Source organism: Streptomyces sp. DG1A-41 (assembly GCF_037055355.1).
In the GTDB taxonomy this organism is placed as follows: domain Bacteria; phylum Actinomycetota; class Actinomycetes; order Streptomycetales; family Streptomycetaceae; genus Streptomyces.
The window spans coordinates 767,909-780,307 of sequence record NZ_CP146350.1 but is presented as its reverse complement, the minus strand read 5'-3'; the positions used below and the strand labels follow the sequence as shown (position 1 = coordinate 780,307).

The 12,399-nt window shown below is 70.2% G+C and carries 8 protein-coding genes and 1 pseudogene; 3 read left to right on the top strand and 6 right to left on the bottom strand.

Translation table 11 applies throughout. From position 1 onward, the window contains the following. Window positions 1-219: 219 nt before the first annotated feature. The 6 genes from V8690_RS03695 to V8690_RS03670 are packed head-to-tail and all read right to left on the bottom strand — an operon-like array spanning window position 220 to window position 7,979. Window positions 220-1,299: a glycoside hydrolase family 88 protein gene (locus V8690_RS03695; protein ID WP_338775857.1), complete on the bottom strand. Its 1,080-nt coding sequence runs from the start codon at window positions 1,297-1,299 to the stop codon at window positions 220-222. Between the two features lie 56 nt (window positions 1,300-1,355). Continuing rightward, window positions 1,356-4,040 (bottom strand): hypothetical protein, encoded by a 2,685-nt coding sequence (locus V8690_RS03690; protein ID WP_338775856.1) that lies wholly within the window; start codon window positions 4,038-4,040, stop codon window positions 1,356-1,358. Between the two features lie 8 nt (window positions 4,041-4,048). Beyond that, window positions 4,049-4,930 (bottom strand): carbohydrate ABC transporter permease, encoded by an 882-nt coding sequence (locus tag V8690_RS03685; protein WP_338775855.1) that lies wholly within the window; start codon window positions 4,928-4,930, stop codon window positions 4,049-4,051. Next, complete coding sequence (locus V8690_RS03680) at window positions 4,927-5,874, bottom strand: sugar ABC transporter permease (RefSeq protein ID WP_338775854.1); 948 nt, start codon at window positions 5,872-5,874, stop codon at window positions 4,927-4,929. Before V8690_RS03680 ends, V8690_RS03685 begins: the two co-directional genes overlap by 4 nt. Further along, window positions 5,871-7,151, bottom strand: coding sequence for a sugar ABC transporter substrate-binding protein (locus V8690_RS03675; protein WP_338775853.1), 1,281 nt, complete (start codon window positions 7,149-7,151; stop codon window positions 5,871-5,873). Before V8690_RS03675 ends, V8690_RS03680 begins: the two co-directional genes overlap by 4 nt. Window positions 7,152-7,157: 6 nt before the next feature. Further along, window positions 7,158-7,979 (bottom strand): IclR family transcriptional regulator, encoded by an 822-nt coding sequence (locus tag V8690_RS03670; RefSeq protein WP_338775852.1) that lies wholly within the window; start codon window positions 7,977-7,979, stop codon window positions 7,158-7,160. Between the two features lie 607 nt (window positions 7,980-8,586). On the opposite strand from V8690_RS03670, the pseudogene V8690_RS03665 reads away from it, so the two are divergent. From V8690_RS03665 to efeB, 3 genes and pseudogenes are all read left to right on the top strand, one after another. Next, window positions 8,587-8,748, top strand: a pseudogene (locus V8690_RS03665) (GNAT family N-acetyltransferase); the annotation flags it as partial. Between the two features lie 231 nt (window positions 8,749-8,979). Continuing rightward, a complete protein-coding gene (efeU, locus tag V8690_RS03660) occupies window positions 8,980-11,025 on the top strand; it encodes an iron uptake transporter permease EfeU (RefSeq protein WP_338775851.1) in 2,046 nt (681 codons plus the stop codon). Between the two features lie 47 nt (window positions 11,026-11,072). Then, window positions 11,073-12,347 (top strand): iron uptake transporter deferrochelatase/peroxidase subunit, encoded by a 1,275-nt coding sequence (gene efeB, locus V8690_RS03655; RefSeq protein ID WP_338785240.1) that lies wholly within the window; start codon window positions 11,073-11,075, stop codon window positions 12,345-12,347. Window positions 12,348-12,399 lie beyond the last annotated feature (52 nt).

Here is a 12,399-nt window from a genome sequence, read left to right as displayed (position 1 = left end):
CCGTCGACGGTGACCGCGCCGCCTCCCATGCCGCTGCTGACGACGGCGCACCCCGCCGCTGACGATCCGGTCCTCGCGGCTGGGGACACAGCGCACCTTGTCGGTGCCGAACAGGTCCGTAACGAGGGAGCGCGAGCGCAGCGCCTCGGTGCCGAAGCCGGGATCCGGTCGGGGCCGGTGGCGTGCCTGACCGCCAGGGGCGACCTCCGCGGATGCGGATCACGCGGATTGCCCGGGCCGCGCCCGGTCGTTGAGCGCGGCTGCGTACGCGTGCAGAGCCAGGCCCTGTCCCCAGGGCTGGATCATGTCGGTGCGGATCACCGAATAGCCGAAGGGAATGAGCTGAAGGATGGTGCCGGCGCTGGTGCGGGTGAGGGTGCCGTCGGGCGTCACGTACGCGTGCAGGCCGGCGAGGGCGCGCCAGGCCGCGGCCCGCAGCCGGTCGGGCTCGATTCCGAGTGCGGCGGCGCGGAACATGGCGGCGGCGATGCCTGCCGCGGCCGAGGTCTCGAGGATGCCCCTGTTCTCCGGCTGACCGTCGACCAGGACGTCCCAGACGCCGTGCGCGGGCTGGTGGTCCGCGAGCGCGAGGAGCTGGCGGCGCAGGAGGCCGCGGACCCGCTCGCTCGCCTCGCCGTGACACCGGTCGGCCTCGAGGTACTCCACGGAGGCCAGGGCCGCCCAGGCGTTGGCCCGGCCCCAGTGGCACCAGATGGTGCTGCCCTGGTGCGAGCCGTGTGCGTACAGCCCGGTCTCCGGGTGCTGCAGGATGCGGGCGTGGGCGAGGATCTGCTCGCCCGCCTCCGCGATCAGCTCGGAGCGGCCGGTGTGCACGCCGCAATGGATCAGGAACGCGCCGGCCATGTACACCGTGTCCGCCCAGACCCCGCCGGGCCAGTGCTCGATCGCGCCGCCCGGGTCGCGGGTGAGGACGCCATCACGGCGCAGCCACCGCAACAGCCGCTCGCAGCCGTCCTTGTAACGCTGCTCGCCCGTCAGCCCGTACAGATCGGCGCAGGCCGTGCCCGGCGCCAGATCGTTGACGTGTCCGAGTTCGATGCCGCTTAACAGATGGCCGTCGATGAACTCGGCCGCGAAGGGATGCGGCGGCCGGCCGGTGGCCTCGGCGAGGCGCAGCATGCCTTGGAGGACCACGCCCTCGCCCCAGAACCACTGGCGCAGCCCCATTCCCGCCGCCCGCGCGGCGATCCGCTCGGCGGTCGCCGCGAGCAGTCCGGGCGTCAGGTCGCGCTGGTCGGCAGGCATCAACGGCGGCCCGGCCAGGGCCGCCTGGCTCACGTCGAGACCGCGTCCGCCGTTCGTTCCGCCATTCATTCCGACGCTTGTTCCGCCGTTTATAGGGGGCGCCCCTTCCGGAGGTCGATGACATGCGGGCCGATCGCCAGCGAAGTCGCTTCCGACTCCAGCTGCGCGTACGGGTTGGCGAGCTGCGGCGGGGTCGCGACATTGCCGTCGGCGGCGAGATCGGCGGGCCGCCCGTCGACGGTGAACGGCCCGGCCCAGTCCAGGGACAGTTCGGTGCCCTCGACCGTACGGAACGCGACGCGGTCCGGCCCGAAGTCGGGGGTAGCGAGCGTACGGACGAAGTCGCCGAGCTCTCCGTGCACGGCGCGCCGCCCCACTGTGCACACCCAGGCGGTACCGGGCCCGGTCGGCCGCCACTCCTGCCACGCGTCCGGACCTGCGGTCACCGGCTCGGCACCGCCTTCGGTCGCCAGGGCCACAAAGCCGTCCCCCTTGCGCCCGGCGATCCACACGCCGTGCCGCAGCCACTCGTCGAACTCGGCCGACGGGAACCAGGCATGCGTGTACGCCATGACGTCGTCGGCGGGTATCCGGTACAGCGCCAGGACCGTGCCCTCGTGCTGCCGGGCGCGGGGCAGGATCCGGTTGCCCGCCCAGGAGTTGGGCCGCGCCGACGGGGAGACGGAGGCGTTGGGCGCGTGGGTGACGAAGACCTGCGTCTCGGGGCCCAGGGTGGCGCCCCAGATGTGCTCCTGAAGGCCCGGCAGGCCCGGGCGGTAGTCGTTCACGCAGGACAGCATCGTGTCAGGGGTCTTGTAGACGGTGAGGTCGGATCCGTACGGACGGGACAGGAGGTCATGGGCGAGGCGGTAGTCGCCGCGGTAGTTCTGCCGGCCCGACCAGCGCTCCGGCAGGTCGTGCGCGGCCTCGCGGATGACGTCCGGCATCCGGTAGCGGTCCGCCGTGGCGACCACAGCGGCCGGCAGCACCGCGTCGTTGAGGGCGCCGGTGCCGAAGCACACCCACATGATCGGGGCGGTCTCCTCCAGCCGGGACGAGCGAAGCGTCGACACGTAACTGCGGCCGTGGGCGCAGCCGTGGATGCCGCGCCAGGAGTTGGCCGCCAGGCTGAACAGCACCCGGTCGGCGACACCGGCCGCCAGCTCTGCCACTTCCTGGTCATCGGCGAACTCCACCAGCGACACGAGCGCGAGCAGGTCGATGGCGAGGTAGGCGTTGGAGTCGAACTCGCTGAACCCGCCGGCCAGTTTGCGGCGCATCCACTCGATCGCCAGGCCGCGCGCGTGCGCGGCGTGCGCGGCGCCGGTCCAGCCGGTGTTGCCGAACGTGTCGTCGGCCAGCTCGGTGCCCCACAACAGCTCGGCGGTGTGCCAGACGAACTGGTGGTTCTCGGTGAAGTAGCACATGGCGTCGAGGCCGGGCTGGTCGATCCAGTACTTGAAGCCGAGGAGCGCGGTGCGCACCCGGTCGCGCAGGCCGGGTGCCCAGCGGTCGGCGGGTATCCGCCGCCACAGATGGAACAGGCCGACGGCTTCGAAGTCGGCGCAGTCGGCGCGATTGTCGATCATCCACAGGGCGCGGGTCAGACCGGACTCGCCGACCATGTGGTGCGGGTCGGTGAGGGCGCGTACGAGCTCACCCCCGGTGCCGTCGGCCCTCGCGGCGTGCCGCAGGAACTCGGCGCGCCGGTCGGACAGCTCGCCTTCGGGGGCCGCCCGGTACGCGCCGGGCAGTACGGCGACCGGGAACTCCCGGAACACCGGGGCACGGTCGTCGTCCACCGAGACCCGGAGCACGGAAGCGCCGGTGGACAGCATGGAGGCGCTGCCCACGTCGTCCCCGGCTCTCACCTCCTCCGTCTCGCCCGCCTCATTCCCCTGCTCCGCCTCGTCCAGCCGTACCGCCGCCCGGCCGCCGTCGAGTCGGATCCGCCGGGTCCGGCCCGCCCACTGAACCCGCAGCGCGGCGCCGTCAGGCCCGGTGAGCGGGATCTCACCGTCGGTCGTGCCCCAGCGGGTGGTGCCCACCGCGTCGAGTACGCGCTCGGCGACGGCGGAGGTGTACTCGCAGGCGCCCTCGCTGGGCACCACCACCCGGACCGGCAGTCCGCCGACGCGCAGCCGTACGATCTGCCGGACCTCGCGGAACGCCACCTGCCAGGAAGCGACCAGGACGGTCGTGGTGCCCGACGGCAGCCAGACCCGGACGTCCTGCTCGACGGGTTCCATGTAGCTGACCGTGCCAGATTCGCCGCGTAGTTCACCGCCCACGAACAGCAGGAACGGACCGGTCGTGGCCAGCCGCAGGGTCCGCCACTCCGCCTGGTCGACCTCCAGCACGCAGGCCGCGAGGGCGACCCGGTACTCCGGGGTGAAGCAGAACTCGCTCCAGTCGACAAGACCGTCGGCCGCGGTGTGCACCCGCTGCCACCGCCCGGAGTGCCGGGTGCCGCCGGGGCCGGTGTACCGGATCTCGCCGCCCTCGACCACAGGGGTCAGGACCGGATCGCGGCGCAGCGGCCGGTGCCGGTAGAGCTCCTCCTTGAGCGGGGTGACATCGGGCCCGTTGGTCAGCCGCCAACGGCCTCGCTCGCCCCAGGGATCCCCGTCCGCGGCGAGATGCTTGTCCAGATCGTCGGCGGGCTCGCTCCAGGCCGGGCTGATCAGCCAGTCCCGTACGGTCCCACGCTCGTCCAGGGCATGCACAGTGCGGCCCTTGCCGCTCTCCACACCGTTCTCCATACCGCTCTGCACTGTGCTCCTCACTTCAGTCCGGTGTTGGCGACGCCGCGGACGATATGGCGCTGAAGCACCAGGAAGATCACCACGACCGGGATCATGCTGACCACGGACATGGCCAGGATGTAGTTGAACGGGGCCACCAGCTGGCTGTTGAACTGCGCCAGAGCCACCGGCAGCGTGTACTTCGACTGGTCCTGGCTGATGATCAGCGGCCACAGGAAGTCGTTCCACCGCCACATCACCGAGAAGATCGTCACCACGGCGATGGCGGCGCCGCACAGCGGCACCACGATCCGGGCGAAGATCCGGAACTCGCCCGCCCCGTCGATCCGGGCCGCGTCGATCAGATCGTCCGGGATGGTCAGCATGTACTGCCGCAGCAGGAACACCCCGGTCGGCGTCGCGGCGGGCGGGATGATCAGCCCCCACAGGGAGTTCACCAGGCCGAGCTGGGCCGCCATCTGGTAGACCGGAATGAAGATCAGCTGGAGCGGGATCATGATGGTCCCGAGCACGATGAGGAACAGCGCGTTGCGGCCGCGGAAGTTGTACTTGGCCAGGCCGTAGGCGCACATCGTGTTGATGACCACGGTGAGGAGCGTCGCCCCGACCGTCACGATGGCGCTGTTCTTCAGATAGGTGCCGAAGTCGAACGAACTCAGCGCCTCGCTGTAGTTCTCCGTGCGCAGCGCGCCGGGCAGGGGTGAGGGCGGGACCTGCGCCAGCTCGGTCTGCGACTTGAACGAGCTGAGCACCGCCCACACCACGGGCGCGAGGACCACGATGGACAGGCCGATCAGCACCGCGTAGGTGAGGATCCGTCCCACGGTCGGAGTGGCGCCCCCGCTGATCGAGGTCCACTGCCGCGCTCCCTTGGAGTCGCGTACGGCCGTCAGGCTCATGCCGACTCCTTCCGCTGGTTGTACAGGTAGTTGAGCAGGGTCAGCGCGAAGACCGAGCAGAAGAGCACCACGGCGGCCGCCGAGGCCAGGCCGTACTGGATCGGGGACTGGAAGGCGTTCTCGTAGATGTACTGGATCATCAGGGTGGTGCCGCCGACGGGACCGCCGCCGGTGAGCGTCCAGATGTAGTCGAACGCCTGGAACCCGGCGATCATGCTGAGGATGACCACGACCATGGTGGTCGGCCGCAGCAGCGGCAGCGTGATGTGCCGCAGCTGCTGCCAGGCCGAGGCGCCGTCCATCCGCGCGGCTTCGTAGTAGTTGGGATCGATGCCCTGAAGCCCGGCCAGGATGATCAGGATGTAGAAGCCGACGTGCATCCACAGCCCGACGAAGATCACGACACCCATGGCCAGGGTGTCGTCCACCAGCCAGCCCGGTCTGCCCAGTCCGGCCCCGCCGAGCAGCGTGTTGAGCAGCCCGTTGTTCCGCTCGAAGATCCAGCCCCAGATCAGCCCGACCACCACGGGGGAGAGCACCACGGGCAGGAAGAACACCGTGCGGAAGAACGCCCGGCCCTTGATCTTCTGGTTGAGCAGCAGCGCCAGACCGATCGAGACGACGGTGGTGAGCGCCACGAAGCAGACGGCGAACACCACGGTGTGCCGAGCCGCCGCCCAGAACTCGTCCGAGCCGAACAGCTCCTGGTAGTTCTCGCCGCCCGCATAGGTGAAGTCGCGGCCGTTGCGGCTGTCGTACAGGCTGATGTTGAAGTTGTTGATCGCCGGATAGATGACGAACACACCGAAGATCAGCATGTTGGGCAGGATGAACAGATACGGTGCGATCCGCTGGTTCCACGGCTTGACCGAGCGGCGGCGACCGGGCGGGTGGGGGGCCCGGTCGGCCGTCCGCGGGGTCTGCGCGCCGGCCACAGCGGTCACGCGAGGTCTCCGAGCGCCTTCTGTGCCGCCGCCTTGATGGCCGCGACGGCCTGCTCCGGCGTGGCCTGGCCAGCGAGCACCTTGGCGAGCTCCTTGACGGTCGCGTCGGCGGTGGCCGAGAACGCGGGGCTGTATGCCGTGCCGTAGGCCGTCGCCGGCGTGCGCTTCACGTCGGCGAGAAACACCTGCATGTCGGCGTTGCGCTGCGGATACGTGAGTCCGGAGGAGATCAGGTCCTGCCGGGTGGGCAGGAAGTTGGCCTCCTCGGCCATCTTCTCCTGGGACTCCTTGGAGTTCATGAAGGCGATGAAGTCGGCGGCCTGCTTCTGCCGCTTGCTCTCCTTGAACGACACCATGAACTTGCCGCCCGGGAACCCGCCGCACTCCTCCTGGCACGGGTCGGGCGCCGCGGCCCAGTTGAACTTCGCCTCCTTGGCGAATGCGCTGACCTGCCAGTTTCCGCTGATGTAGACCGGTGTCTGCTGGGCGAGGAAGATCTCGTTGGCGCCCTTGTACTTGGTGCCCGCCTGTAGCCACAGGTCCTTCGGCATGACGCCGGCGTCGTTCAGCTCGGCGAACCGCTTCACGGCGGCGGTGGCCTTCGCCTCGTCGAATGCCGGCTTCTTGCCGCTCGCGTCGAAGAAGCTGGTCCCGTACTGGCTGAGCATGGTGGAGAACCGGTGCCCCGACACGTCCATCGCGATCGCGTTCTGGGTCTTGTTGGCGGCCTGCACCTTCTTGGCTGCCGTGACCATCTCGTCCCAGGTCCAGGGGTGCTTCGGATCGGGCAGCGGCACCTTGGCCTTCTTGAACTGGTCCACGTTGATCAGCGGTCCGTTCATAGTCAGATCGCTGGGCACGGCGAGCAGCTCGCCGCCCTTGCCCGAGACATAGGCGTCGGCGCCTTTGAGGAACTTCCCGTCCAGGGCGGCCTTCTGGAACGTGTTGAGATCCAGCAGGTCGGTGCGGAACGGCTCGATGTCGGTCAGCCGGGCCACATCCGGTGCGTTGCCGCCGGAGAGACGTGCCTGCAGACGCTGCTCGAGATTGTCGAAGGGAACGATCTGAAGGTCGACCGTGACACCGGTCTTCTTCTTGTACTCGGCCAGCAGGTTGCGGGTCGCCTGCTCGTCGGGGCCGTCGGTGAAGTACAGATACGTCAGCTTCTTGTCCTCGGTCTGCTTGCTCGCTTCGTCGCCCGAACCACTGCCGGGTGCGCAGGACGCGACCAGCGATATCGCCGCGGCGGCCACAAGGAACTCACGGACGTGTCTCATCAGGTACTACCTTTCGAATTTCACAGCGTTGGCGGCCCCCGTGAAGCCGAGCCTGTGGGAGATCGCGAGCGCCACCTCGGATACGCGCTTGGCTGCCGCATCCTGCTTGCTGAGCATCCGCTCGCGCGGGCCTGCGAGGCTGATGGCGCAGAGCGGCATCCCGCGCTCGTCTCGGATCGGCGCGCCGAAGCACAGCACGTCGGGTTCGTTCTCGCTGTCGTCGATCGAGTAGCCGCGGGCGCGGGTCTCGTCCAGTTCCGCGCGCAGCCGGGAGGGGTCGGTGATGGTGGTGGGGGTGAACGCCCGCAGCTCAAGACGGTCGACGAGGGCGTCCGCCTCGGCGATCGGCAGCGCCGCCAGATATGCCTTGCCCAGGGAGGTGCTGTGGAGCGAGCGGCGTAAGCCGAGCAGGCGGCGGACCGCGATGGAGTGCTCCGTGACGTCCTCGTGGGCGATGTACACCATCTGGTCGCCGTCGCGCACCGCCATCAGCGCGGCCTCGGACAGTTCCCGGGACAGATCCCGCAGATGCGCCTGCGCCGCGAGGAACGGGTCGTAGCCGCTCAGCGCGGCCATCCCGAGCGTGACCGCGCGCTGCCCCAGTACGAGGTCGTCCGCATTGCCGTTCCAGTCCACGTAGCCTCGCTGCCGGAGTGTGCCGAGGATGCGGTACGTGGCGCTGCGCGAGAGGTCCAGCCGGTCGGCGACCTGGGCAGCACTCAACTGCCGTTCGCTGGCGAGCAGTTCCAGGATCGCGAGCCCGCGTTCAAGTGTCCCGGCGCGGCGATCGAGCGCGTCGGTCCCCAGCTGGTGGTACTTCTCACTCATTTCCATCCCCTGCCATACCGATGAACGGGACATGTGACCGGTGAGCGGTGAGCAGTAAGCGCTTGCGGACGCTAATGGCGCAGGTGGCTGGGAGTCAATGACCTGAGCAGAATCAAATCCCGGTCCCTCGGGGTCCGTAAGGCCCCGGTCGATGCCGACCAGGTCTGATGGTGTTGACCGCGCGGCCCCGGGCATGGCAGGTTGCCCGGACGGAGCCGGGGCGTCGGAGCGGTGCGGATCGGTGCGCGGCGGCCGAGGGGCGGGAACCTCAAGCAGTCGGTGCACCAGGGCTCGGTGGCGAGCCTCGCGGACGATGCGATCGGCCGTTTCGTCCGGGGCGAGGGCCGAGGGCAACCACCAGCCGGTGTCGGATCAGCGGCGTGAAGCCGGCGTCGGTGAAACGGGTCGCGCTGCTTCGTCGGCGGGCTCGCCCAGGGCCCGGACGAATCCGTTGACGATCATCCTCTTGAGCTCATCTCCGTCGAGCCGTCACCATCAGGCAGTTCGACGCCTCGGCAGTGATCACGCCCGCGATGATGTCAGCGTGCCCGGGCCCAGCACGCTCCGCTGGGCCCGGCTGGGAATGCGCAATCGTATGTCAGCGCGTCGCCGCCCTGGCCTGTTCGTGGTCGGTCCGGACGGAGCGGTGATCGGCACGGACACGCTCGACCGGCGCGACGCGCAACGTCCGGGGCGCGTCCGTCCGGAGGGCGGAGAGGCCGAGCTCGGCCACATGTTCCTGCCGGAGGCGTGGGGCGCGGGTACGGCGCCGAGCAGTGGTGCGGCGTGCGGTCCTCGGGCCGCCGTCCGGTTGAGCCGGGCCCAGCACGCTCCGCTGGGCCCGGCTGGGAATGCGGACTCGGACCTTTGCCGTGCCATGAGGCATTCATGACCGGATGGCCAGAGAGCCGAGGTCATGATGGTCGGCATCGGTAAGGCATGCCTTGGCTAACTCGCTCGTGTGGTGGGCCGGGGCGGAGGGCCGGGAGGGCCGCAGCACATGTGGGACGACGCGTTTCCCAGCTTCCTGATCGGGCTGAGGGAAGGACTCGAAGCCGGCCTCATCGTCTCCGTGCTGGTCGCCACCCTCGTGCGGGCGGGCGCCAAGTCCCGTCTGCCGCAGGTGTGGACCGGCGTACTGGCCGCGATCGCGCTCTCGATGAGCTTCGGCGCGGTCCTCACGTTCACCGCCGCGTCCCTTTCCACCGCCGCCCAGGAAGCCTTCGGCGGCACGCTGAGCCTTGTGGCCGTCGCCTTCGTGACGGCCATGGTGTTCTGGATGCGCCGCTCGGCCCGCAGCCTGGCCGGAGAGATCAAGGAGAAGGTCACCGAGGCCCTGACCATGGGCGCCGGTGTACTGGTCCTCACCTCCTTCCTGGCGGTGGGGCGCGAGGGCCTGGAAACCGCCCTGTTCCTGTGGACCACGGCGCGCGCGGCGGACGAGTCGGCCGGGCCGCTGACGGGAGCGGGCATCGGGCTCGTTCTCGCGGCGGTGCTGTGCTGGGGGCTCTACCGCCGCGTGCTCTCCATCAACCTCACCCGCTTCTTCACCACTACCGGCGCCGTCCTCATAGTGATCGCCGCGGGCGTGCTCGGCTACGGGTTGCGCGACCTCCAGGAGGGCGGGGTCCTGCCCGGCGGGACGGCCTACGCGGTCGACCTGAGCGGCAGCGTCGACGCAGGGTCCTGGTACAGCACTCTGCTCCAGGGCGTGCTCAACCTGACGCCGACGATGACGTGGCTTCAGGTGGCGGGGTACGTCGGGTATCTCACCGTGGTGCTGACGCTGTTCGTGCGGGGAGTGCGGGGAGTTGCCCCGGTCCCGAGCACGACGCCGCCCCTGCCCGTTCAGGGGACGCCGCCCCTCCCGACCCCCGCACCCACCCGCCGCCGCCCCGCCTGGCTCATCCCCGTCGCCGTGGTCGCCGTGCCCGTCGTCCTGGCCGGGCTCGTCGTCGCCCTGGCGAGCCCCAAGCCCGCCGGGGGCGAGACGGTCGCGGTCTCCGCGAAGGACTGCGGTCATGGCTTCACCGCGCCGAAGCCGGGGCGGCAGACCTTCCAGATGCGCAACACCGGCGACCAGACGTCCGAGGTGTACCTCATCGATCCGGCCAGCAACGCGGTCTACGGCGAGATCGAGGGCCTGGCCCCCGGCACCACCCGGGACCTCGTCGCCACCGTGGCGGGCGGCACGTACGCCTGGCGCTGTGTCCCCAACAACGGCAAGGCCGTCACCTCAAAGGCGGTCCAGGTCGGCGGCGCCGCCGGCGCCAGGGCCGTCGCCCCCGTCTCCGAGCAGGATCTCGCGGGACCGCTGCGGGCGTACAAGGCGTACGTGAACAGGAACCTGGTCACCCTCGTCACCGAGACCCGGAAGCTCGGCGACGACATCCGCGCCGGTCACCTGGACACGGCACGCGCCGACTGGCTGACCGCGCACCGCACCTACGCCTCTCTCGGCGCCGCCTACGGCACCTTCGAGGACTTCGACCAGAAGATCAACGGCCGGCCCGACGGTCTGCCGGGCGGGGTCCACGACAAGGACTTCACCGGCTTCCAGCGGATCGAGTACGGGCTGTGGCACGACCAGCCGGCCGGTGAGCTCAACAACCCGGCGCGGCAACTGGCCGCCGATGCCTCCGGGTTGCGGAAGGCCTTCCCGCATCAGCACTTCGACGCCTCCGACCTGCCCCTGCGCGCCCACGAGATCCTGGAGAACACCCTCCAGTTCGAGCTGACCGGCGACACCGACCAGGGCAGCGGCACCGGACTGGCCACGGTTGACGCCAACCTCGCCGGTACACGCGAACTGCTCACCGTGCTGCGGCCGTTGCTCACAACGCGGGCCCCGCATCTGCTGCCCACCGTCGACGCGGACCTCGCACGACTCCAGGCGCTGCTCGACGCCGAGCACCGCGACAGCGGCTGGACCCCCGTCGACCGGCTCGGCCGGACCGCGAAGGCCCGTATCGACGGGGCCACGGGGCAGCTTCTGGAAGACCTGTCGCCGGTGCCGGACCTGCTCGAGATCAGGAAGTCCGCGTGAGCACCGGCCGCCGCCAGCACACCGAACACGCCGAAGGGAACGTCCCCATGCCGTCCGCTGACACGCCTCCGCCGGGCTGCCCCGCGCACGCCGGCCGCCGTTCCTTCGTCAAGACGGCCCTGGGCGCCGGAGCCGCGGGCGCGGTTCTCGCCGGGGGAGGCGTGGCGCTCGCCGAGGCCGGCAGTGGCACGGCCCGAGCGGCCGAAGAGACGAACGCCGCCGCCGTGCCCTTCCACGGTCCCCACCAGGCCGGGATCCTCACCCCCCAGCAGAAGGCCGCCGCCTTCGTCTCCTTCGACGTCATCGCCGGCGACCGCGCGGAACTGGCCGACCTGCTGCGGACCCTGACCCAGCGGGCCCGTTTCCTCACCGCCGGCGGCACCCCCGCCGACCTGGGCGTCGGCGCCCCGCCCTCGGACAACGGCATCCTCGGCCCGGTCGTCCCGGCCGACGCGCTCACCGTGACCGTCGGCGTCGGTGCCTCCCTCTTCGACGACCGCTACGGACTGGCCGAGGCCAAGCCGCGCCGGCTCACGCCCATGCGGACCTTCCCCAACGACAACCTGAACCCCGCCGAGTGCCACGGCGACCTGTTGCTCCAGATCTGCGCGGCCCGGCAGGACACCGTGCTGCACGCGCTGCGCGACATCGCCAAGCACACCCGGGGCGCGATGCAGATCCGGTGGCGTGCCGACGGCTTCCAGAACGCGCCGCGGCCCAGCGGCAGCCAGCGCAACCTGCTGGGCTTCAAGGACGGCATAGCCAACCCGGACGTCGCGTCGGCCCGCGAGATGGACCACCTCGTGTGGGTCGGCGACGGGCAGGGCGAACCCGGCTGGGCGACCGGGGGCAGTTACCAGGTCGTCCGGATCATCCGGATGCTGGTGGAGTTCTGGGACCGGGTGTCACTGACCGAGCAGGAGCAGATGTTCGGCCGGCGCAAGGACACCGGTGCGCCGCTGGACGGCGCCAAGGAGACCGACAGTCCGAACTACGCCAAGGACCCGCACGGCACGGCCATCCCGCTCGACGCCCACATCCGCCTGGCGAACCCGCGCACCGCGGCGACCGACACCTCCCGCATCCTGCGCCGGGGTTACAACTACGACCGGGGCGTCGACAGCGTCGGCGACCTCGACATGGGCCTGGTCTTCTGCTGCTACCAGCAGGATGTGCGGCGCCAGTTCGAGGCCACCCAGACCCGGCTGATCGACGAACCGCTCGTGGACTACATCTCCCCGACCGGCGGCGGCTACTTCTTCGCCCTGCCCGGCGTGCGTTCGTCCTCCGACTGGTTCGGCCGGGGACTGCTCTCGGCGTGAAGTCCCGTCTGTGTCAGAAGTGTTGACCGCGCTGTGCAAACGTTTTAACTTC